Below are 22,220 nucleotides of genomic sequence, written 5' to 3'. Positions count from 1 at the left end.
AATGGAACGGAAAGAGAATCGTGCGGATCCTGCCGCAGTATCAGAGCATGCAAAAGATCCCTTTAGTGGGCAAACCAAGCCACCTTACCGAGTCGGCGTTGGCGTCACGATCGGCGCGCTCCTCTGGATCGTCCCGTACTTGGGGATCAATGCTCTTTTACTTCCTGCCAAGGTTGTCGAGATTGCACCTGATCAAAAGGAAGTGGTTGTCGCGACCCTCGCAACATTTGCGATGGTGACGGCAACCCTCGCCAATATCATTATCGGGGCTTTTTCCGACTTGACTAGATCAAGGTTCGGTAAACGAACGCCTTGGTTATGGGTGGGATCAGTCGGTACTGCCGCGGCGACAATGCTTGTGTACTACTCGCCGTCAGTACCACTTCTGATTCTCAATTGGTGTGTCTATCAGGTCTTCTTGAATTCGCTTGTCGCGCCGCTGCTAGCAACAATTGCTGATCGGGTTGCTCCTAAATTCCGCGGAACAATTTCGGCAATGTATGCCATCGGTTTTACGGTGGGCATGGCTTCGGGTCAGCTCATTGGAGCGCAGTTCCTTAAGGATCTGCGAATGGGATACATCGTCATGGCAGTTCTAGTGTTCTGTGCGGCGCCGATCTCCGCAACGATTATTCGGGAGCCGTCTAGCGCAAGCATGCCGAAGAAGAACTTCAATAAGGAGACATTCCTTACGAATTTCATGTTCCCAACCAAGCATTGTCGGGATTTCTACCTGGCACTATTTGGGCGCTTGTTTATCTTGGCGGCTGGATTTGCGATTACGGGTTATCAGCTGTACATCTTCACCGATTACATTGGTGCGGACGACAGTACAACACAATCGACTATTACGATCATGTCTCTATGTCTGATGGTGGTGGGTGTAATCGTTGCGGCCATTATTGGTCCGCTTTCCGACAAGCTTGCTGTCCGGAAGATGCCCGTAATTGTGTCGGCATTCCTAATTGCTATCGGTTTAGTTTTCCCGTGGATTTTCCCATATCCGTGGGCAATGATTGCCTACGCAATTGTCGGAGCTGGTATCGGTAACGGCGCATTCAATGCCGTTGATCAGGCGCTGAATTTGGAAGTTCTTCCGAACCCAGAGACTGCCGCGAAAGATCTAGGAATTCTGAATCTCGCGCAAAGCGGATCGCAGATTATCGGCCCACTGATTGCCTCTGCTGTCATCGGTATCGCTGGCTACCATGCGATTTTCCCGGCGAGTATTGTTCTCGCGATGGTGGGATGCGTAGCTATTGCCATGATCAAGTCCACCAAGTAAGGAGGCTCGTCGAGGTAAGCCCATTACGGGATGCCATCGGACTGCTCACGTTGAGCGTAAAACAGCGTGCCAAGGCTAATGGGCTTGGCTCGTGATGCAGGCTGGGGTTCCCAATCTCCGGAATTGCACTCCTCTGGGGTCGTGCGGGGCGGGTAGGTCACTACTCGCCCCGCACGGGCGTCGTCGTACTACTTTTCGACCGTCGCTACCACTGCGCACCGTTGCTACCGCCGCGCATCAAATTAAGGAAGAAAAATGCCAGAAACTCCTCGCAACCCGCGCCATATCGCCCGCCCGCACGTCGCTGAGCTGCCCGAACGCTCCCGCTGCCCGCTTCCGGGCGAAGAAACAGACGTGCAATGGCGGCGCATGGTGGAAGGCCGGCTCTACCGTTGGGGTCCCACCCAGGCGCGGGTGCGCGAACGCGCCATCGCGCTGCTGGAAGAATTCAACGCCGACGCCGCCTGGGGCAGCCCGCGCGCGAGCCACATCCTGCGCGAACTCCTCGGTAGTTTCGGGGCCGGCGCGCAGATCGTGCGCCCCTTCACCTGCGATTACGGGGTAAATATCAGCCTGGGGGAGGGTTCTTTTATTAATACCGGTGCGGTGATTCTGGACCTGTGCCCGGTGCGCATCGGCGCCGGGGTGCTCATCGCCCCGCTCGTCACCCTCTCCTGCGCCTCGCATCCCATCGACCCAGCTCTGCGCGCCACGCGCCTCGAATACGGCCGCCCCATCACCATCGAAAATAACGTCTGGATCGGCATGGGCGCCTCCATCGCCGGCGGCGTGACCATCGGCGAAAATTCCGTGGTGGGCGCCGGCGCCGTGGTGCTGCGCGACGTCCCGCCGGGGAGCGTCGTCGGCGGGGTTCCGGCCCGCGTGCTCCGTTTCATTAATTCCGACGACGCCGCCTTCGCGGCAGCGCTCCTCGCCGACTACCGAGCGGAAGTGGGCGAGGAGCCGCTTTCGGAGTAGGCACCGGCGTGGCTTGGCGTAGCGGGCAGCTTGACACGGGGCTGGCCGCGGAACGCACCGTGGGCTGGTAGCGCGCGGGCGGGGATGCGTGGGGGATGCGCGGGCGGCGCATTATCGCTACTCTGGAAAGGCGCCGAAGGAAGGAAGTTTTGTGCCGCATCGTCACCGTCGACCCAGCACCGCCACCACGCCATTCACATTGTCGCGCACCTCCCGCCGCCCGCACCTGGCCTCGTTCGGCCTGCTCACCGTGCTGGCCCTTGTATTAGCGCTCAGCCTCAGTTCATGTAGCGGCGAGCCGAGCGCCGAGGAGCGCGGCCCCATTGCCGTGCATCGCGCACCGCAAGCGGACCTGGTACTCCCCACCGCGGATGCGGAAGGCGCCATTGCCGCCTCCGCCGCGCTTTTTGCCAGTGCCCACGTTGCGGTGCTGAGCGGCCCGGATTCGGTAGAACAGGCCGGTGAGCTGGCCGGGTCGCTGGGCGTGCCGGTTTTCCTGGTGGAGAGCGCGGAAGCGCAGCCTGAAGCGCAGGGTGCGCCCGAAGCGGATCAGCAGCCCGAAGCGCAGGCTGGCGGGAACGCCCTCGCCGCGGAATTTGAGCGGCTCGGCGTGCAGCATACCTTCCTGGTGGGAACCGCGAAGCCGGATTGGTTGAGCGGCGAAGCCGAAGAGTACCCTCCCGCGGAGGGTCAGGAATCCTCGCAGCCCGCAGAATCCTCGCAGCCGGCCGGCACTGCCCAGCCCACTCAGACCGGCCCAACCCACCTCACACCTGCCGATATCCACTACCTGCCGGCCACCGCCACCGCTCCATTCCCCGCGATTACTGATGGCGCGAATCCCGCCACCTTGGCCACGGTGCGCGCGGCAGGTGGCGCCGTCGTCGAATCACATCCTGATCCGCGCGCAAGCAGTGCAACTATCCAGGCGCTCGCGGGAAGTGAGGCGGCGGTGGCCAGTTTCGGCGTCGCCCTTCCGGATCTTTCGTGGCAGTTAGCCGCGGCGCGCAGCGGCACGGAACTACCCGGCGGCGGGCAGTTGGTGCTGGAAGGCAAGCGGTACGTGGCGCTCTACGGTTCGCCGGTCACGGCCGCGCTCGGGGTGCTCGGCGAACAGGGCGTGGAGGAAACCGCGGCGCGCGCCGATGCGCATGCCCAGCCGTACCGCGCGCTCACGGAGGATACGGTGATCCCCGCGATGGAGCTCATCGTGACGGTGGCGGCCGGGCAGCCCGGCGACGATGGCAATTATTCGCACGAATGGGATCCGGATATTTTCGTGCCCTATATTGAGGCGGCCGCGCGCCACGGCCAGTACGTGGTGCTCGATTTCCAGCCCGGGCGTTCCAGCTTCCCTGAGCAGGTCAAACGCTATGAGAAGCTGCTGCGCTACCCGAATGTGGGCATCGCGCTGGACCCGGAATGGCGCCTGGGCCCGGAGGATTTCCCGCTTGAGCGCATCGGTCACGTGGAGATTGCCGAGGTGAACGAGACGGTGCGGTGGCTCGCCGATTTTGTGCGGGAGAATCAGCTGCCGCAGAAAGTCGTGATCCTGCACCAGTTCCAGGTGCAGATGCTGCGCGATGTTGATCAGCTTGACCAGTCGCGTGCCGAAGTCGCGCTGGTCATTCACGCCGACGGCCAAGGCAGCCAGCCCGCCAAGCAGGACACCTGGCGCACCTTGCACAGCCACGCGCCCGCCGGTGTGGCGTGGGGCTGGAAGAACTTTTACGATGAGGACAAACCGATGCTCACGCCGGAGGAAACCTACACCCAGGTGGAGCCGACCCCGGCCTTCGTGAGCTACCAGTAACGCGGGCGGATTCGCGGGCGCGTTCGGCGCGGGTTCAGAAACGAAAGGCAGAAGATGCGGAGCACGAAAATGATGGCCTTAGCCGCGGGAGCGGTGGCCGCGTTCTGCGGCGTGGCGGGCCTGGGTGGATGCAGTGGTGATACGACGACGCCGCCATCGGCCACGCCCCTCCCGGGCGGGCCGGGGGATACCGCGCAGTTCCCGTCTGAGGCTATCGCGCACGGCACCGGAGAAGTGAAGGTGCGCGGCGGGGTCATTATGTCGGGTGGCGTGGCCACCATGTGCGATGTGTTCCTGGAGAGCTACCCGCCGCAATGCGGGGGAGCCCGGGTGACTATCGCCGGCTTGGAAAGCTATTCGCCGCAGGAGCTGGGCTTGGAAACTGTGGACCCGAAAATCGTGACCCGGCCGGGTGAGACCCCCAAGCCGGCCAGCCCGGATCCGGCCTGGGGTGAGCTGGCCCTAACGATTGATATTACGGAGATTGCTGCGGATGGCCAGTCGGCCACCGCGCAGCTGGTGGAAATTCACGGGAAGGACGGGAAGGAAACGATTAGCCACCGGTAGCTGCACCGGGTGTGGGCGTGGCCCGCGCGGGTCGCGGGTGTGTTCGGGCAGGTCGGTTGCCCGGTGCACGGGCCGCGGGCGGTGCAGCCCCTCCCGGAGCGCGCGCGAGTAGCGTACCGTGGAGATATGGCTATTCATGTGGACCTGGAAGCTGAGCTTCCCGCAGACCTTCTCACCATTGACGCGCTGGCCCTCGATTTGGACGGCACCCTGGCGCGCAATGACAAACACGTTTCCGATGCCACGATTGCGGCGCTGGCCCGGCTGCACGCCACCGGCGTCGCGATTATTGTGGCGACCGGCCGGGTATACCCGGCTACCGTCGGGATTTACGAGCGGGCCAATATTGACGGCCCGCTTATCGCGGCGAGCGGCGCGATGGCGGTGGCATCCGTGCGGGAATATGCGCATGGCGCGGCGGGCGCGGCGTCGTACGAACCTATGGATGACGCGCTCTACGCACGCATCCTCGACTTTTGCCGCACGCACGACCTCCAGCTGGTTATTTTCGGGCGCGACCATCTTTTCGCGAAGGAGGACGGTGAAGCGGTGCGGGTGCTGGCCGAGCGCAACGAAGGCGAGCAGCCCATCGTGGCGGATCTGGAGGCGCTGCCGCACGAGGATCGCCTCAAGGCCGCGCTGTTCGCGAACGACGCCGAATATGAACGCATCCGCGCCGACCTCGCGGCCGAATTCCCCAACGCGGCGCGCTCTTATGACGGCACCATCGAAGTGACCAGCCCGGCCACCGATAAATGGGTGGCGCTGCGCACCATCCTCGAGGGGCTGGGCGTTCCGGTGGCGCGCACCGCCGGCATTGGCGATTCCGCCAATGACCTGCCCTGGCTGCGCGAAGTGGGCGTGGCGATCTGCCCGTCCAATTCGGTGGCGGCCGTCAAGGAGATTTCCGCCTATGAGATCGGCTCCAATGATGAGGATGCCGTGGCCGCGCTGTGCAACCGGATCGCGGAGGTGAGGGAGGGGCGCTAACAGGGCAGCCCCCGAGCTGCTAGCTCGGCTGCCGCGCCGTCGTTCCTGTACATAGTGACCTTGACTCAAGTCCCGGAGCCGGCCCGGCGCCCTCGGTATACTATGCCCATACCCCCGCCTCTGTGACGCGAAATGCCGCGTGCCAACGCCGCGGAACGGCGGGCGAAGAGTGTGTTCATTGGATTCCGAGGAGTCGCCGTGGCCGTCACCGGTTCTCTGCTTAAGCGTCGTCGCTCTGCTTTACGCGACGAGGTGTATTCCACCATTCTCGATATGCTGCTGGGCGGCGTGTTCCAGCCGGAAGAATCCTTAAGTATTGACGGTCTGGCCCGTGATCTTGACGTATCTCCCACCCCGGTGCGTGAAGCCATGGTGGAAATGGAGCATACCGGCTTGGTGGAGCGCCTGGCGCGGCGCGGCTACCGGGTGGCTCCTCCCATCTCTACCGAGCAAATTCGCAAACTTATTGACGTTCGTAAGCTTCTAGAACTCCAGGCGGTGGACTGGGCGTATCCGCACGCCGCGCAGCTCCTTCCGGAATTGCGCCAGGCCCACGCCGAACACGAAGTGGCGTGGCAGAATCTTGAGCATGAAAAAGGGCATCTTGACCTCGCCCATATCCGCCACTATTTCGACGCCGATTGGAACTTCCACCGCGTTATCATTCGCTACGCAAATAATTCTTATCTGGAATCGGCGGTGGATAACCTCGCTTTCCAGGCCCATCGCATTCGCCAAACGGTGGGGGAGGGCAGCTCTGACGGAGCCCAGGCCACCGCGGAGCACCATGCGATTTTGGAGGCTTTCGCTTCGGGCACTCGCGAGGATGCGCTAGCCGCAATGGAAGCCCACCTCAACGGGGTGTTGCGCCGCTCGATTTCCGACGCGGAATAAATGCCTTGCGTGGCACGGTTCGCGTTCGCCGCGGCATGTGCGGTTCAGATAAATGGGCGACGACGCCGCGCCCATCGACACCTCGCTTACCTAGCCACCACGGCCGGCCCGGCGAATCCGCCGCGCCGCAATCGCGAGGCTGATAAAAATCCATACCGGCCACGCCCAGCAGGTAGCTAAAGCGAGGTAGGTGGTTCGCCGCGCGCTCCGATCCAGCCGCGACTGGGGATCTTGCGCCGCGCGGCGCAATCCGCGGATCAGGTTAACAGCCCAGAGCACCGCCACGCCCAGGTAGATAACAATCCCGACCGTGATGAGAATCTGCCCCATTGCTCCTCCTTCGGCATCGGTGCCCGCAGCCTAGAAAGCTTCACTCCTGTGTGGCTTCGGCACCTCAGGGTACCGCGCGGCCCTTGTCACAGAATCCTATACGATATAGGATATTGGAAACTTAGTAGCGCACGTCACTGTCGATGTTGGTTTCAAAGCCGAAACGTCATCCCTACCACAGAAGTGCACTACCAGAAGGAAAGGTTGCTCGATGAGGAGTACAACGGTGAAGACCGATGGAGACCCTGGGATGCACCCACCCGGCGCGGTTTCTCAGAACACCACGGGTGCCACCACAAGCGCGCCGGTACAAGCTCAACGTTCGGGCGGGAACCGTGATATCGGTGCCCTGGTTTTCCGCCTCGTTATTTTAGGTATCGGCATCTACGTCATCGTGGCGGGATGGAATTACGGACTGTCACAAGATAATGGCGAAGTTGGCGCGGGGCTCATGCCCTTCATTGCCGGTTGCGTTATTGTGCTTGCTTCGATCTGGGATCTTATTCGCTCCAGCATCACCAAGCCGGCACCGGCTGCCAGTCCCGAAGACGACGAATCCGTCCAGCTCATGGAGCAGTACGCGGCCGAAGAAACGCCCGCGGAAGGCGAGCGCACCGAACGCCAGCGCCAGCTCGCGGTGGTCTACGTGTTCCTCGCGATGCTCGGCGCAATTATCCTCACCCGGGTCATCGGCCTGCTGCTGTCTGTCACGCTCATGGTCTTTGTCCTCGTTGTTTTCGTGGAACGGCGTACGTGGTGGAAGGGGCTCCTCGCCGCTATTCTCACCTTCCTCTTCGGCTACGTGGTCTTCTCGGTACTGCTCCAAGTACCGCTTCCCACCGGAATGCTCGACCTGGTGTAAGGGAGGAAAGAACACATCATGATTGAGAATCTTCTGCTCGGTTTCCAAACATCCCTCACCCCGGACAATCTGCTCTGGTGTTTTATTGGGGTACTCCTCGGTACTGTTATCGGGATGCTCCCTGGCCTGGGGGCCACCACGGGCGTGGCAATTCTGTTGCCGCTTACTCTCACGATGGAGCCAGTCACCGCGCTTATTATGCTCGCGGGTATTTACTACGGGTGCCAGTACGGCGGCACGATTGCCGCGGTTCTTATTGCCACCCCGGGGGATGCCAGCGCCGTCGCAACAGTGATAGACGGCTACTCTTTAGCCCGAAAAGGAAAAGCGGGTAAGGCGCTCGCGATTGCGGCCATCGGCTCCTTCTTCGCAGCCATTGTTTCCCTCATCCTGCTCTGCCTGGTAGCAGCCCCTATCGCGCAATTCGCGCTGCGTTTCGGCCCGGCTGAAATGCTCGCCATTATGATCATGGGCCTGCTCACCATCATCTCCTTCTCTGGCGATAACCTCGCCAAGGGACTCATGATGGCCGGCATCGGCCTGGTGCTCTCCACTGTGGGAATGTCCTCGGCCTTCGCGGCTTCGCGCTTCACCTTTGGAAGCGTGAGTTTGCTGGGCGGCATTGATTTCGTCGTCGTTATGATCGGAGTCTTCGCCATCGGAGAGGTTGTCTCCCAGATCGGCGCGGGCACCGCGAAACCCATTCGTGCCCGCATGCGTGACATGGTCATCAAACCCTCCGATATTAAGCAGGCTTTTCCTGCTATTACCCGCGGTACCGGGCTCGGCTTCGTGCTCGGCTGCCTGCCCGGAGCGGGATCTACCCTCGCTTCCCTGGTCGCCTACGGAGCGGAAAAGCAGGTCTCCAAGAACTCTCGCAACTTTGGTAAGGGCGCCATTGAAGGCGTGGCAGCGTCCGAATCGGCAAATAACGCTGCGGCCAATGCGAATTTCGTTCCGACTCTCGCGCTGGGTGTTCCCGGTGGTACGACGACGGCAGTCCTCCTCGGCGCCTTTGTCATGTACGGGATCCAGCCCGGGCCCCTCCTTTTTGAGAACCAACCCACGCTGGTATGGGGCTTGCTGACGTCCTTCTTCATCGGAAACGTCATCCTGCTTATCCTCAACCTGCCCATGGCACCGGTTTTCGCCCAGGTCCTGCGTTTGCCCTACTCCTACCTCTACCCGCTCATCATCTTCTTCTCGATGTTCGGGGCCTTCGCGGTGGAAAATGGCGTTTTCGCGCTCACGGTTCTCTTTGTTGCGGGCTTGGCCGGGTTCTTCATCAAGAAATACAACTATCCGACGGCGCCGCTCATCCTGGGCATGGTGCTCGGGCCCATGGTGGAACGCTATCTGGTGCAGACCTCCGCTTTCAGCCAGGGCGATCTCACCATCGTATTCCGCCAGCCCCTGGCCTTGACGATCCTCGGCATCACCCTGGCCATCATGGTGGTTCCCGGCCTCCTCAAGCGTTTCTCACGTAAATCCAGCCGCAAGTCCGCGGCGGCCGAGGTCCCCGCGGAGGTAACTTCCGCGGAGGAACCCGAACCGCTCGCGGACCTTGCGCGACCCGCTGCCGTGGGGGAGCACGCCGGCTCGGCCGCGCGCGGAACCCGCGCTCTCGACACGACAACCACGCCACCGCCGGCTCTCACGCCCAGCGGTGACATCCCCCAATCCGGATCAACGACGATCAACTCAAAGGAATAACAATGAAAATCTCACGACTCATGAGCGGTATCGCCGCTGTTAGCTGCGCGCTCCTCGCCCTATCCGGCTGTCAGGATAAGGACGGTGGCTCCTCCGCAGGAGGAAGCGATTTCGATCCCGGTGCCCGTATCACCATGGTGGTGCCCATGGCCCCCGGCGGCGGATCGGATATGTCCGGCCGTGCCATCGCCTCCGGTCTGGAGAACGTCACGGGTAAATCCATTTCGGTGGAGAATCGTCAGGGGGCCGGCGGTGCCGTCGGCTACGCCGCATTCCTGGGCGAAGAAGGCGACACCTCCAAGCTCCTCGCCACCGAAACTGCCCTCATTAACCTTCCTCTCACCGAAAATGTGCCCTTTACCTGGCGCAGCTTCACCCCGATTATGAAGGTGGGTCAGGACTCGACGATTATGGTCGTCAAGAAGGGTTCTCCCTACAACTCTTGCCGTGCCGTGGTGGACGCGGCGAAGGCCGGGTCGGTCAAGGTTTCCATCTCCGGTGGCGTGACCGGTAACGATGCTATCCAATTCGGGCTCATCGAAAAGGATCAGGGCGTGCAATTCCAGCGCGTGCCTTACGAATCTGGCGGTGAGGCAGTGACGGCGCTGCTCGGTGGCCACGTTGATGTCGCCCTGGGTAACCCCAGCGAAGTAATGGGCCAGCTGGAAGCCGGCGATCTTGTTCCCCTGTGCGTGATCTCCGATGAGCGCTACCACTACGATGCGCTCAAGGACATCCCCACCACCGTGGAGGAAGGCATTAACGTGACCTTCTCCCAGTTCCGCGGTCTCATCGCTCCGGGTGGAATCAGTGATGAAGCCCGCGAGTACTGGATCGATGCGGCAAAGAAGTACAGCGAAAGCAAGGACTTCACCAGCTACATGGAAACCAACTTCATGCAGATCGATCCTCTCTTCGGCGATGATTTCGTCAAGTATCTCGAAGAGTACGAAGCAGATCTCAAGAAGGGACTCGGGCAGAGCTAAGGCTCGCTAGCAATAAGCGAATAGGCGCCGGCCCCGGAGACGGGGCCGGCGAAAGGAGTGATGAGGTGTATACGGCGGATACCTGGCCAATTGCAGCCAAGATGAATTTCGGATCCCGCACGGAAACAGGGGAGGATATAGCCACAGCGCCGTTGAGCGTATGGGAAGACCAGCTTCTGCAAGTCAAAGAACTCGGCTTCAGCGCTATTGACCCGATGGATGACTGGGTTCCCCTCGTTGATCTACCCGAAGAACGTTTCGCGTCCTTCCGGGATATGTGCCGGGATCTCGACCTCAGCATTCCAGCTATTTCCGTGGGTAGGCGTTCCGTCGTTGATGTTCGCAACGGAGATACCAATCTTGCCTTCGTACACGATCTCATTGACCGTGGGCATGAGCTCGGGGCACAGGTTATCAATATCGGCTTTATGGAAGCCCTCACCCCGGCGCAGGAAAAGGCGCTGTGGTTCTGGTTGGCCCCCGGGCACGTATGCGATCCGCAGCTGCGCCCGCTCGCAATAGAGCGGGTGCGGGAACTAGCCCGGCACGCCGGGCAATACGGGATGCAGATCAGCCTGGAAATGTACGAGGACACCTACGTGGGAACCCACGATGGCGCGGTGAGCTTCGTGCGCGATATTGACCGTGACAACGTAGGGCTCAATCCGGATATCGGTAATCTCATCCGCCTCCACCGGCCTATGCCCAGCTACCAGGAGATGTTCGATGCAGTTCTTCCTTACGCCAATTACTGGCATATCAAGAATTACATTCGCGATGAGGACCCAGAAACCGGTACCTATATGTCCGCACCAGTTCCCCTGGAAAGCGGACTTATTAACTATCGCGCCGTGATCCGGCAGGGCTTGCGGGGCGGATTCACCGGAGCGTTCATGGTGGAACACTACGGCTCGGACTGGCTGGGTGTGGGCGCGACCAACGCACGCTATATCCGCCAGGTGCTCCGCTCCGCCTTGCGCACCATTGATCCCTTCGCCGCTGATGGAGATTCCGTTCGCTCCGCTACGTCCCCCGCTGGCGGGTCCAGCGGCGGCGAAGCCGCTGCGGCGTCGTCGTACTAATTCTCGAACCTTTTCGCCTCAGTTACCTGTCCGTCCTCGGCCGCACTCGCGGCCACACCTACAAAGGAGAAAACAATGACTACCGTTCCCAATCTCGCTATGACTATCGGTGATCCTTCGGGTATCGGCCCGGAACTGGCCATGAAGCTGTGCGCTGATGAAGAAAACCGCGCAAAGGCCAATATTAAGCTGCTCGCTTCGGCTACCGAAGTGGAGAAATATTGCGCCGAACTTTCCCTGAGCTTCCCCTATTCGGAAGAAGCGAAGCCCGGTGAGGTGCAGATCGTGGGATCCGAACTGCAAGATCAGCCCGTCAAGCGCGGAGAACATTCCGTGGAAGGCGGCCGGCGCGTGAAATCTGATCTCCTCAAGGCTATCGGTATGTACAAGGAAGGCAAGGCAGACGCCATTATCTTCCTCCCTCTCAATAAAGCCGCACTCCACGAAGCCGGTATGCACGAAGAAGACGAGCTGCGCTGGTTCGCCAAGGAACTCAACTACGACGGCTTCACCTCCGAACTTAATTTCATTCCCGGACTCACCACCTCGCGTGTGACCTCGCATTGCGGCATCTCGCAGGTAGCCGCCCGCATTAACGCCCGGGCGGTACGCGATGCCATTAATCTGCTCAACGATGTTATTAAGGGCATCGGGGTGGAAGAACCGCGTATTGCGGTATGCGCGCTCAACCCGCACGGGGGAGAATCCGGGCAGTTCGGCCGCGAAGAAATCGACCATATCGCCCCGGGCGTGGAACTTGCGCAGTTCGACGGCGTTAATGTGCAGGGTCCCTTCCCGCCGGACACCACCTTCATGCGTGCCCAGAAGGGGAATTTCGACGGCGTTGTTACGATGTACCACGACCAAGGCCAGATCGCACTCAAGACCATTGGCTTCGATAAGGGCGTGACAGTTCAGGGCGGTTTGCCGGTTCCGCTGGCTACCCCGGCGCACGGTACCGCCTACGAAATCGTGGGCCAGGGCATCGCCTCCATCGGGCCCTCCCAGCGAGCCTTCGATATTGCTACCTCCCTCGGTATCAAGACCGCGGAAGCGGCCCAGGCATAGGAAGCCGGTTCACCATGTCCGTTCACAAGCACGCAGTGAGCCACCCGAAGAAGGGGAAAAAATCGAAGATTCGCATCGAAGTCTTCATGATTTTATGGCTCATTATTCTGCTCAATTACATCGACCGCACCACCCTGTCCATCGCCCTGCCCTTTATCGATAAGGAACTGGGCATCGATGAGGATATGCAGGGGTGGATCCTTTCCACCTTCTTCTGGACCTACCTCATTTTCCAGGTTCCCGGTGGCTGGCTCCTCGATAAATTCGGGCCGCGCCGCGTGATCGGTGCAGCCGGGGCGCTCTGGGGTGGAACCCAGATGGTTATCGGTTTTATCCACACCGGTTTGGGCTTCGGGGTCTCCCGCCTGCTCCTCGGCGCATTGGAAGCTCCGTGTGCGCCTTCGGGCTCCAAGCTCAACTCATCGTGGTTGCCTTCCGGGGAACGCGCCCGCGGTGCCACCTTCGTGGATATGGCCGGAGCCTTCGGATCCGCCGTGGGTGGCATTATGGTCACCGCCATTATTGGCTTCTTCGGATCCTGGCGCTGGGCCTTCTATATCACCGGCGGGATCACGGTTATCGTCGCGATTATCTACTACATCTGGGTACGTGACACTCCGGAAGAACACCCGCGGGTGAGCGCGGAAGAACTCGAACATATCCGCGAAGGTGAGGTAGGCCAGGAAGGCGCCGAACTCACCGCGGAAGAAAAGGCCAAGCTCCCGCGCATCGTGGACTACGCGCGTTCCACCTCCTGGTGGGCGTTCTGGTTTGGGCGCCTGGGCTGGGCCACCGTATGGTGGGGACTCATCTCCTGGACCCCGTCCTACCTCTCGCGCGCTCGCGATTTCGATCTGGCCGGCCTGGGCTGGGGCACCTTCTTCATGTTCATGATGGGCGTGGTGGGCCAGCTGGTAGCCGGGTGGCTCGCGGACTGGGGGCGGCGCACCTTCAACGATTACAACAAGGTTATGAAGGCGCTGCTGGTCGGCTCCGCCCTCGGCATGGCGGTATGCGTGGCAGCTATCCCCTTCGCGCCCTCCGGAATGACCGCCCTCTTCCTGCTCTCAGGTGCCGTGTTCTTCACGAACTTCGGTGGGCTGTACTGGGCGATCCCGGCCTGGCTCGCCCCGAAGAGCCAGGTGGGCACGGTGGGTTCCGTCATGAATATGGCCTCGTCCCTGGGCGGCGCGCTCGCCCCCATCATCATGGGCTACGCGATCAAGGCAGCCGGGGGCTCCTTCACCGGAGCGTTCGTATTCCTCGCCTGCGCGGCAGGACTGTACATGATCGGTTCCGCCCTCATTAATTTCAATCGTCCCTTGGCGCAGCGACGGGTCACCGCATAAGCGCGCCTCATAGCGACGAATTTTTGGGTGCGGTGGTGCCACTGCGGCATGTGCCACCGCGATGGCGCCACCGCACCCGGACCAAGGAGGAAACAATGGAGTTATACACAGGTCCAGTCATTGACGCGCACCATCACTTCTGGGAGCCGCATCTGGGATACCAGCCCTGGCTGCGCCCCGATGCGCATATTCCTTTCCGCTACGGCAATTACGATCCGATCAAAGTTGATTTCTTGCCGGCGGATCTCACCGATTTAGCCGCGAGTATTAACCTCAACCTCGTCGGTTCGGTAACGATGGAAACCGAATGGGAACTGGATGATCCAGTTGGCGAAATGCGCTATACCCAAAATATTGCAGATCGCTTCGGACTCCCCAACGCCGGGGTAGGGCACGCGATTCTCAAAGATCCGCAGGTGCAGGGCACCCTCGAAGAATTAGCGGAGATTCCCATTGTGCGCGGGGTTCGTAATAAGCCCGGGCAATCCGATTCGCCGGCCAGCGCGGAAAGCAACCCGAGCCTGCTCACTGACCCGCAGTGGCAGAAAGGCTACGCCGCGCTACGTACCGTTGGATTGAGTTTCGACCTGCAAGTGGCCTGGTGGCATATGACCGAGGCGAAAACCGTTCTGGATGAGAACCCGGATATTCCCCTCATTATCAACCACTCCGGACTCCCCGCGGATCGCCACCCGGAAATGATCGCCGGCTGGGCGCGCGCCCTGGAATTCATGGCGCAATATCCGCAGGTCTCCATCAAGATTTCCGGGATCGGGCTGAAAGACCAGCCCTGGACCGTGGAAAATAACCGTCCCATCGTGGAAAGAATCACCGAGATTTTCGGAACCGAACGCATTATGTTCGCCTCGAATTTCCCGGTCGATTCCATCGCCGGAAGCTTCGCCGATATTTGGAATGGCTTCCGTGAGATCACAAGCGGATGGTCTCAGGCGGAACAACGAGCCGCCTACGCAGAGAACGCGGTGCGGATCTACCGCCTCCCGTCGGATCTGCTCAACACAACATCGGAAGCCGTGCGCACCGCCGCGCACGTCGAAAAATAGGACAACTACCATGGGATTTTTCGATCACTATCGCGTCGTCGATCTGTCGATGCTTATTGAGCCGCATTGGCGTTTCGCTCCGGAGTTCGCCTTCAAGGAACTTCCGAAACCGGAATTTACCTTCCGTTCCACCGTTCTCAAAGATTACGGTGCCCATAATTTCTCCCATTGCGATGCGCCCCAGCACGTTGATCGGGCCCTGGAAACCATCGAGATGCTCCCCATCGAGCGTTTCTGCGGGGAAGCCAGCCTGATCGACGTTGCGGATTTGGGCGATAACGCTGCACTTTCCCGCGAAGTTCTTGAGGCCCGGGCCGGCGCGGTACGCGCCGGCGACGTCGTACTTATCCGCAGCAACCAGGCGCTGCGCCACCCCACAACCGAGCCAGAATTCTGGACCATGTCCCCGTGGATTACGAAGTCCGGCGCGGAATACCTCCTCGAGCTGGAGGCCAAGGCAATCGCTTTTGATTTCCCGCAGGACCGGGCGATCCGTGAACCGTACCTCACGGATTTCGAGCATCACGAACCCATCGAAGACTGGGCCTGCCATACCGTGCTGCTACCCAAGGGAATCCTGCAAATCGAATACCTGGCCGGGCTGGAACAGCTTAGCCAGGAGCGCTTCCTCTTCTTCGCGGCACCTTTGAAAATCAAGGGTGCAGATGGCGGCCCTGCACGCGTCTACGCGCTCAAAACAATCGCCGAGGAGGCATAAATGACAACCCCGGTCCACGTTCCCACGTCAGCGCGGCGCCGCTGGAAAATTCTCATCCCCGTCATTATCACGATCTACATCATCGCGTATATCGACCGTGTCAATATTGGCTTCGGCATGGAAGGCATCCGGGAAAGCCTCAATATGGATGCTTCCCAGGCTGGGTTCGCCGCGGGAATCTTCTTCATCGGGTACCTGGTACTCCAGGTCCCGGGCGGCTACCTGGCGCAAAAGTGGAGTGCCCGGAAAGTTGTTTTTGTGCTGATGATCGGGTGGGGAGTCTGCGCGATTCTGGCCGGTTTCGTCCACTCGTATACGCAGCTACTCATTGCGCGCTTTACGCTCGGGGTTTTCGAGGGCGGGGTGCAGCCAGCACTTATGGTCCTCATTTCCCGGTGGTTCTCCAAGGCAGAACGCGGGCGGGCCTTCTCGCTGTTCATCATGCACAATCCCATCGCCACGATCATCACCGGTCCCTTCGCCGGCCTTATTCTCATGTACGGGAACTGGCGCGAACTCTTCATTATTCAGGGGGCGCTGCCGCTGGTTATCGGCGTGGGACTGTGGTGGTACTTCGCGGCCGATAATCCGGATACAGCCCGGTGGATCGACCAGGATGAAAAGGACGAGATCCGCGCCCTGCAAATCATCGACGGCAACGAAAAGCCGGTGGAATCGGATTGGCGCCTCGCGGTGCGCAATCCCTTCACCTGGTACCTGGCTTTCCTGGGGATGTTTGTGTGGTTGGGCTTCTACGGGCTCCAGATTTGGTTGCCCACCCTCCTCAAGCAGTCCTTCCACGGTTCGCTCACGGTGGGTCTGGTTTCTGCGATCCCGCCCGTCTGCGCCGGTATTGCTATCTGGTTCAACGGCAAGGGCGCGGATCGCGACCAGCGCTACTGCACCCGCGTGGGTATTCCGCTCATCCTCGGCGGTATTATCTTGGCGCTTTCTTCCTTCGTGACGGCGGACCAGCGGTGGTTGGTGGTGGTTGCGCTCGCGGCGGCAACCGCCTGCCAGCTCTCCTTCTTCGCCCCGTACTGGACGATCAACTCCCTGCTGCTGCCCCCGGCGGCGGTGGGTGCCGGCTTCGGTATCATTAACGGTATCGGGAACCTCGGCGGAATGCTCGGCCCGTACCTCGGCGGATGGCTGCAAGATCTCACGAACGGAAATATGTTCGCTACCACGGTGTTCTTCGGGGTATCGGTCGCCGTTGCCGGGCTCATGGCTTTCGGCCTATCCGGTGCGGTGCGAGCAAAAATCGCTGAGGATCGCGCCCGCCAGAGTGCAATCCTCAAAGATCAACCAACGGAGTAACAATGACGTTTATCTACAACGATCCCAAACAATTCCCCGCTGAAGCCCTCGCGGGTTTCATCGCCGCCAATGAGCGGTACGTGGAAGCGGTGCACGGCGGTGTCGTCCGTTCTACTACCTCCCCGGAGGGCGAAGTCGCCCTGGTGATCGGGGGCGGCTCGGGGCATTACCCGGCCTTCCCCGGCTGGGTCGGCCCGGGCATGGCGCACGGCTGCGTATGCGGGAACGTTTTTGCGTCCCCCTCGCAGTCCCAGGTCACCGCGGTATCCCAGGCTGCCGATAACGGCGGCGGCGTACTTCTCATGTACGGCAATTACGCCGGGGACGTCCTCCACTTCGGGAAAGCCGCCAGCATCATGCGTGCAGACGGCCTGGACGTGCGCGAAGTACAGATTTCTGACGACGTCGCATCGGGCACCCCGGACAAACACCGCGACCGCCGGGGCATCGCGGGCGACCTCTTCGTCGTGAAAGTAACCGGCGGGGCGATTGCCGCCGGGTACAACTTGGACGAAGCCGAACGCATCGGCTGGCACGCCAACGATTCCACCCGCACCCTCGGGGTGGCCTTCACCGGCTGCACCCTCCCGGGAGCAGGCGAACCACTCTTTACCGTGCCGGATGGGAAGTTTGCCCTCGGCTTGGGTATTCACGGTGAGCCCGGGATTTCTGAACACGAGCACGCCACCGCGGACGAGCTGGCGGCCCTGTTGGTAGACGGCGTGCTTGCCGAAGAACCCGAACGCCGCGAGGGCGGTTACAACGGGCGCGTGACCGTGATCGTCAACGGACTGGGCGGAGTGAAGTATGAAGAAATGTTCGTGCTCTACCACGCCGTTTCCACCCTCCTGGCCGAGCGCGGCTTGGAGGTCGTGGCACCGGTGGTGGGCGAACAGGTGACCTCACTCGATATGGCCGGGGTTTCCCTCACGGTGGCTTTCCTCGATGAAGAGCTGGAGAAGTTCTGGCTAGCCGGAGCGGATACCCCCGCTTTCCGCACCGGAAATGTGGAGAACCAGCAGCGCCGCGAACGCCCCGTTGCTGAAGCACACGCGGTAGAACTCAGTGCCGGCGCGCCGGAATCGGCAGCGCAAGCGGAACGCATCGCTACCGTTTTCACCGCCTTTGCCGATGCTGCTATCGCGGCGGAAGCGGATCTGGGCAAGCTGGATTCCATCGCCGGAGATGGCGACCACGGCCAGGGTATGACCCTCGGCTCGGTGGCCGCGCGCGATGCAGTGCGCCGGGCGCTCAGTGCCAAGGCTGGGGCAGCCAGCTTGGTGGACGCCGCCGGTAAGGCCTGGTCCGAAGGCGCGGGCGGAACTTCGGGCGCGCTCTGGGGAGATGCCATCTGTCAGGCCGCCACCCACCTTGATGATGGCGCGGCGGTTTCGGCCGAAACATTGGGCGCAGCCGTGGTCGATGCGGCGCGGAATGTGGCGCGGGACGGTGGCGCCATCGTCGGAGATAAAACGATGGTGGACGCAACCGAACCTTTTGCCGATGCGCTGGAAAAGGAACTCGCCGGGGGCGCTGGCCTCAAGGAAGCCTGGACCCGTGCGGCTGAAGTAGCCCGCGAGGCCGCTGAGGCCACCGCGGAACTGGCCGCACGCAAGGGTCGGGCCAAGACCCACGGCGATGCGTCACTTGGGCACCCGGATCCGGGCGCGGTGTCCTTCGCCCTGCTCATGGCCGCCGCAGCGGAGGCGCTCTGAGGCCAATCTGCACGAACCGCGCAAGAAGGTGGAATAAAACGGTGAAAATACACCAAAATATGGCTTTTTGCGCGGTTCGTGTGGTGGAATAGCAGCGGGCGCCCGCCACGTCACTGTCGCGCGGCTTTGCAAGAATGTACCAACCCGTATACATGTCGAGAAAAGAAAACAAAGGAGTAGATATGGGATTTCGTGTGGTGGTGCTCGGCGATTCGGCCGGGTACGGATACAAGGACCTCATCAAGGCTGACCTGGAGAAAGATGACCGGATTGACGAAGTGATCGACCTGGGCCTGCATGAAGGGGAATCCGCGCTGTATCCCAATCTCGCCACCGCGGGCGCGGAAATGATCGCGCGTGGCGAAGCTGATCGTGGGATTTTCATCTGCGGGACCGGGATGGGTGTGGCGATGTCCGCCAATAAGGTCAAGGGAATTCGTGCCTCGACCGCGCATGATTCGTTCTCAGTAGAACGCCTGGTGCTCTCAAATAACGCGCAGGTGCTGTGCCTGGGGCAGCGAGTGATTGGCGCGGAGCTCGCACGGCGGCTGGCGAAGGAATTCTTCAATTATGAATTCGACCCGAGCTCGCACTCCAAGGCCAATGTGGACGCGATCTGCGCCTATGACGGCTCGCTGGAGGAATAATGCTCTGGGTTGGAACCAGCTGGAAAATGAACGGTACTCGCGCTTTTGCGCGGGAGTACGCCCGTACCCTCGCCGGCCTCGATGCGGCTGGTTTGGGCGATATCCAGCCTTTTATTATCCCGTCGTTTACCGCCATCGACGTGGCGGCTAGCGAGCTGGAGGGAACCGGGATCCTGGTAGGCGCGCAAAACGCCGCCTGGGAGGATGCCGGGGCGTGGACCGGCGAAGTGTCGATTCCACAGGCCATGGACGCCGGGGCCACCATCATCGAAATGGGGCATTCCGAGCGGCGCGAATACTTCGGGGAAATAGATCGGACCGTGAATCTCAAGGTCAAAGCCGCGCTGCGCCACGGGGTTATTCCGCTGGTGTGCTTCGGCGAGCCGGCCGAGGTATTCGAGGCGGGGGAGACCCTTCCCTTCATCACCGCGCAGATCGACGCAGCTCTGGAAGGCGTGGAGGATACTTCCCGGGTGCTCCTTGCTTACGAGCCGATCTGGGCAATTGGGGAACACGGTCGGCCGCCGCGGCGCGAGGACCTGGTGCGCACTTTCGCCGCGCTCGCGGAGCGTTACGGGGACCGCGTGGAGGCTATTCTTTACGGCGGCTCCGTCAATCACGAAAACAACCAGGACATCCTGGGAATCCCGGGCGTGGGCGGCCTCTTTATCGGGCGCTCGGCGTGGACCGCGGAAGGATATATCCGCAACCTCGAGCTCGCCGCGGAAGCGCTGCGGGGGTAGCTGATTTTATCCGGGTGGGCGGGTATTCGGTGGACCGAACGTTTTCGGTCGGCTGAAGATTTTCGGGGAACCGAGCTTTGCTACAGGTAGCGGCAGTTCCGCACGTTTAGTACGACGGCGGAGCTGCCGCTTCTGGCTGGGGTGCTGGGTTGGCGGCATGGTCTCCCGGATGTCTTCTTTTCGAACTATTGGAAAAATTCCAATAGTTGCCGCGTTGAGATCTTTCACGCTTCAGAAGGCTCCACCAATATCGCTTCGGAACGAGCGCAATCGGCAACGTATCCCTCGGATTTGATCGACATGATGTCAACAGGTTTCCCAAGCAGTTCGCTCAGTTTGATTTCTAATTCGATGAGATCGAAGTAGCTGGCACCGGGCAGGAACTCCACCAAAAGGTCGTAATCAGATTTGGTAGTTGCTTCATCGCGGGCTACCGAACCGAAGACCCAGAAGCGGCCGGTGCCGCAATGCGCTCTGATCGCATCACGAATTGTTCCTTCGGAATCAAGAAGCTGCGCCAGCGACGGAACATGTGTTGAATCAAGCGAAGTGGGCGTAGGCATGTGTCTACTCTACTTTTGAATTTGTGACGGGGCTGCCGCTCCTGGCACTGTAGGTTTACTTAGACGACTGTGAAATTCAGTAACTCATGAGCCGTAGTCCGGTTTCGGCGGGGAACAACGTTCCTCAACAGTACAATTAGGCATTCTTCCCCTTTGGTAAATTCTATTGACGCTTGGGCGGTTGGCAATTATTGTTGACAGCATGGAGATTGAGAGCAGCGCCTACCGGCACGGTATAACAGCCGAGGATATTCGGCACGCCGTGCGTAATGCGGTGAAAATGCATTACATGGACGGTTATACGCTGCTCATCGGTCCTGGCCAGTCCGGGCAATTGCTCGAATTATGTGTTAGTGGAGATGAACGCATCTTCCACGCTATGAAAGCTCGTAAAAAGTTCCTACGAATGAAAGGTGATCTCTCATGACCCGTTCTCTTGAAGAGATGCTCGATGAGGTAGAAAACGCGAACGGCGGCGAGGGGCCGGACCCTATTTATACCGTTGATGACCCCTATCTCACGCAGATAGCGGTGGCTCAGATGGAGCTACGCGCAGCTAACAAGCGGCTAGATGCCGCAGTCGCCAAGGCTCGCGCCGCTGGCAAGACATGGCAATCCATCGGGGATGTATTGGGCATGACCCGCCAGGGCGCTAACCAGCGCTTCCTCGCTGCCTAAGTGTACTGCTCGGGGGTGATTAAACAACTGTTCGCGGAAGGTTATATTCGCAATCTCGATCTTGCCGCGGAAGTTTTGCGGGATCGGTAGCGGGGGGCGGCTAGCTGGCTTTTTAGGTGACAGGATTTTGGCTTGGCGAACTACTCGAAAAATTCGAGTAGTTGTCTCTTCGAGAGTTTTACGCCTCCGAAGATTCTACCGCTACCGCTTCGGCACGTGCGTAATCGGCAACGTAGCCCTTCGAGCGACTCGACATGACGTCGACTGGGGTTTCAAGTAGCTCGCTTAGTTTCATTTCTAATGCTACGAGGTCAAAATAGCTGGCATCGGGCAGGAACTCCACCAGGAGGTCGTAATCCGACTCGCTGGTTGCCTCGCCGCGGGCTACCGAACCGAAAACCCAGAACCGCCCGGTTCCTTGATGTGCCTTTATCAGTTCGCGAATCGCATCATTGGCAGCCCGAAGCTGTGCCAGTGACGGGACCTGTGCTGAACCTGATGAGACGGTGGTGGCCATGTGTCTATTTTACTTTTGCGGCGGAGGATGTACAGCTCCTCTGTTCTCGAAATATGCTTGGTGGGTAATCGGAACCGCCTCAATATTGGAAAAGCAAAGAGGATTGCGGCAGATAATATTCAGGAGCAACCATGGCAGTGAAAATCACCCGTTGGGACGCCAGTGACTACCTGGAAACCTGGGAAGATATTGCGGCTTATCTCAACGCGGTACTGGAAGAAAGCGACCCGAAACTTCTTGAAGTGGCTCTCAAAGACGTGGTGCGAGCGCTCGCTCGACGCACGCCAGCCCCCGCTTCGCCCGAGGAAGAATAACGACGGCGAAGCGGCGATAGTGAA

At 60.4% G+C, this 22,220-nt stretch carries 24 protein-coding genes; 21 read left to right on the top strand and 3 right to left on the bottom strand.

Annotated elements, in window-relative coordinates; genetic code table 11:
• Position 1 precedes the first annotated feature (1 nt).
• From CYJ17_RS01180 to CYJ17_RS01155, 6 genes are all read left to right on the top strand, one after another.
• Positions 2 to 1,285 (top strand): MFS transporter, encoded by a 1,284-nt coding sequence (locus tag CYJ17_RS01180; protein WP_087069734.1) that lies wholly within the window; start codon positions 2 to 4, stop codon positions 1,283 to 1,285.
• A 255-nt stretch (positions 1,286 to 1,540) separates the two neighbouring features.
• Entirely contained in the window at positions 1,541 to 2,263 is a 723-nt protein-coding gene (locus CYJ17_RS01175) for a sugar O-acetyltransferase (protein WP_219619188.1), read from the top strand.
• Positions 2,264 to 2,414: 151 nt separating this feature from the next.
• The gene (locus CYJ17_RS01170; protein ID WP_087069732.1) at positions 2,415 to 4,076 is read left to right on the top strand and encodes a hypothetical protein; all 1,662 of its coding nucleotides are present in this window, start codon (positions 2,415 to 2,417) and stop codon (positions 4,074 to 4,076) included.
• Between the two features lie 54 nt (positions 4,077 to 4,130).
• Entirely contained in the window at positions 4,131 to 4,643 is a 513-nt protein-coding gene (locus CYJ17_RS01165) for a hypothetical protein (RefSeq protein ID WP_087069731.1), read from the top strand.
• 126 nt (positions 4,644 to 4,769) lie between these two features.
• Positions 4,770 to 5,633, top strand: coding sequence for an HAD family hydrolase (locus CYJ17_RS01160; RefSeq protein WP_101595459.1), 864 nt, complete (start codon positions 4,770 to 4,772; stop codon positions 5,631 to 5,633).
• A gap of 198 nt (positions 5,634 to 5,831) precedes the next feature.
• The gene (locus CYJ17_RS01155; RefSeq protein ID WP_234984393.1) at positions 5,832 to 6,527 is read left to right on the top strand and encodes a GntR family transcriptional regulator; all 696 of its coding nucleotides are present in this window, start codon (positions 5,832 to 5,834) and stop codon (positions 6,525 to 6,527) included.
• A 90-nt stretch (positions 6,528 to 6,617) separates the two neighbouring features.
• Here CYJ17_RS01155 and CYJ17_RS01150 read toward each other — a convergent pair whose 3' ends face one another.
• Positions 6,618 to 6,857 carry a hypothetical protein gene (locus tag CYJ17_RS01150; protein WP_087069728.1) on the bottom strand — a complete coding sequence of 80 codons (240 nt, stop codon included), beginning with the start codon at positions 6,855 to 6,857 and terminating at the stop codon, positions 6,618 to 6,620.
• A 226-nt stretch (positions 6,858 to 7,083) separates the two neighbouring features.
• Between CYJ17_RS01150 and CYJ17_RS01145 the strand changes: the two genes are divergently transcribed.
• The 12 genes from CYJ17_RS01145 to CYJ17_RS01090 all read left to right on the top strand — a co-directional run bounded on the left by CYJ17_RS01145 (position 7,084) and on the right by CYJ17_RS01090 (position 20,124).
• A complete protein-coding gene (locus tag CYJ17_RS01145; protein WP_180948670.1) occupies positions 7,084 to 7,719 on the top strand; it encodes a tripartite tricarboxylate transporter TctB family protein in 636 nt (211 codons plus the stop codon).
• 18 nt (positions 7,720 to 7,737) lie between these two features.
• Positions 7,738 to 9,432 carry a tripartite tricarboxylate transporter permease gene (locus CYJ17_RS01140; protein ID WP_087069726.1) on the top strand — a complete coding sequence of 565 codons (1,695 nt, stop codon included), beginning with the start codon at positions 7,738 to 7,740 and terminating at the stop codon, positions 9,430 to 9,432.
• Between the two features lie 2 nt (positions 9,433 to 9,434).
• Positions 9,435 to 10,418, top strand: coding sequence for a tripartite tricarboxylate transporter substrate binding protein (locus CYJ17_RS01135; protein WP_087069725.1), 984 nt, complete (start codon positions 9,435 to 9,437; stop codon positions 10,416 to 10,418).
• A gap of 65 nt (positions 10,419 to 10,483) precedes the next feature.
• Positions 10,484 to 11,500 carry a sugar phosphate isomerase/epimerase family protein gene (locus CYJ17_RS01130; protein ID WP_087069724.1) on the top strand — a complete coding sequence of 339 codons (1,017 nt, stop codon included), beginning with the start codon at positions 10,484 to 10,486 and terminating at the stop codon, positions 11,498 to 11,500.
• 75 nt (positions 11,501 to 11,575) lie between these two features.
• Positions 11,576 to 12,568 (top strand): 4-hydroxythreonine-4-phosphate dehydrogenase PdxA, encoded by a 993-nt coding sequence (locus CYJ17_RS01125; protein ID WP_087069723.1) that lies wholly within the window; start codon positions 11,576 to 11,578, stop codon positions 12,566 to 12,568.
• Between the two features lie 14 nt (positions 12,569 to 12,582).
• On the top strand, positions 12,583 to 13,917 hold the full coding sequence (locus CYJ17_RS01120) for an MFS transporter (RefSeq protein WP_087069722.1): 1,335 nt from the start codon (positions 12,583 to 12,585) through the stop codon (positions 13,915 to 13,917).
• A 95-nt stretch (positions 13,918 to 14,012) separates the two neighbouring features.
• Positions 14,013 to 14,981, top strand: a complete 969-nt coding sequence (locus tag CYJ17_RS01115) for an amidohydrolase family protein (RefSeq protein ID WP_087069721.1) — start codon at positions 14,013 to 14,015, stop codon at positions 14,979 to 14,981.
• Between the two features lie 10 nt (positions 14,982 to 14,991).
• Entirely contained in the window at positions 14,992 to 15,699 is a 708-nt protein-coding gene (locus CYJ17_RS01110) for a cyclase family protein (protein WP_087069720.1), read from the top strand.
• Positions 15,700 to 17,019 (top strand): MFS transporter, encoded by a 1,320-nt coding sequence (locus CYJ17_RS01105; RefSeq protein WP_087069719.1) that lies wholly within the window; start codon positions 15,700 to 15,702, stop codon positions 17,017 to 17,019. It begins immediately after the preceding gene.
• Between the two features lie 2 nt (positions 17,020 to 17,021).
• Positions 17,022 to 18,734 (top strand): dihydroxyacetone kinase family protein, encoded by a 1,713-nt coding sequence (locus CYJ17_RS01100; RefSeq protein WP_087069718.1) that lies wholly within the window; start codon positions 17,022 to 17,024, stop codon positions 18,732 to 18,734.
• A gap of 182 nt (positions 18,735 to 18,916) precedes the next feature.
• The gene (locus CYJ17_RS01095; RefSeq protein WP_087069717.1) at positions 18,917 to 19,381 is read left to right on the top strand and encodes a ribose-5-phosphate isomerase; all 465 of its coding nucleotides are present in this window, start codon (positions 18,917 to 18,919) and stop codon (positions 19,379 to 19,381) included.
• A complete protein-coding gene (locus CYJ17_RS01090; protein ID WP_087069716.1) occupies positions 19,381 to 20,124 on the top strand; it encodes a triose-phosphate isomerase in 744 nt (247 codons plus the stop codon). Before CYJ17_RS01095 ends, CYJ17_RS01090 begins: the two co-directional genes overlap by 1 nt.
• 224 nt (positions 20,125 to 20,348) lie before the next feature.
• Here the strand turns inward: CYJ17_RS01090 and CYJ17_RS01085 are convergent, their stop codons facing one another.
• Entirely contained in the window at positions 20,349 to 20,687 is a 339-nt protein-coding gene (locus tag CYJ17_RS01085; protein WP_087069715.1) for a nucleotidyltransferase family protein, read from the bottom strand.
• 202 nt (positions 20,688 to 20,889) lie between these two features.
• Between CYJ17_RS01085 and CYJ17_RS01080 the strand changes: the two genes are divergently transcribed.
• Together CYJ17_RS01080 and CYJ17_RS01075 are read left to right on the top strand one after the other, a co-directional pair.
• Positions 20,890 to 21,114, top strand: coding sequence for a hypothetical protein (locus CYJ17_RS01080; protein WP_087071109.1), 225 nt, complete (start codon positions 20,890 to 20,892; stop codon positions 21,112 to 21,114).
• Complete coding sequence (locus tag CYJ17_RS01075) at positions 21,111 to 21,365, top strand: hypothetical protein (protein WP_087069714.1); 255 nt, start codon at positions 21,111 to 21,113, stop codon at positions 21,363 to 21,365. The genes CYJ17_RS01080 and CYJ17_RS01075 overlap by 4 nt, the downstream gene beginning before the upstream one ends.
• A 178-nt stretch (positions 21,366 to 21,543) precedes the next feature.
• On the opposite strand, the gene CYJ17_RS01070 is transcribed toward CYJ17_RS01075, so the two are convergent.
• Positions 21,544 to 21,882 carry a nucleotidyltransferase family protein gene (locus CYJ17_RS01070; RefSeq protein WP_087069713.1) on the bottom strand — a complete coding sequence of 113 codons (339 nt, stop codon included), beginning with the start codon at positions 21,880 to 21,882 and terminating at the stop codon, positions 21,544 to 21,546.
• Between the two features lie 131 nt (positions 21,883 to 22,013).
• On the opposite strand from CYJ17_RS01070, the gene CYJ17_RS01065 reads away from it, so the two are divergent.
• On the top strand, positions 22,014 to 22,196 hold the full coding sequence (locus CYJ17_RS01065; RefSeq protein ID WP_087069712.1) for a helix-turn-helix domain-containing transcriptional regulator: 183 nt from the start codon (positions 22,014 to 22,016) through the stop codon (positions 22,194 to 22,196).
• The last annotated feature ends 24 nt before the right edge of the window (positions 22,197 to 22,220 follow it).

Origin of the sequence: Actinotignum timonense (assembly GCF_002860685.3) — a bacterium.
In the GTDB taxonomy this organism is placed as follows: domain Bacteria; phylum Actinomycetota; class Actinomycetes; order Actinomycetales; family Actinomycetaceae; genus Actinotignum; species Actinotignum timonense.
The sequence above is the reverse complement of the archived record's forward strand: the minus strand, read 5'-3'. Positions and strand labels throughout refer to the sequence as shown.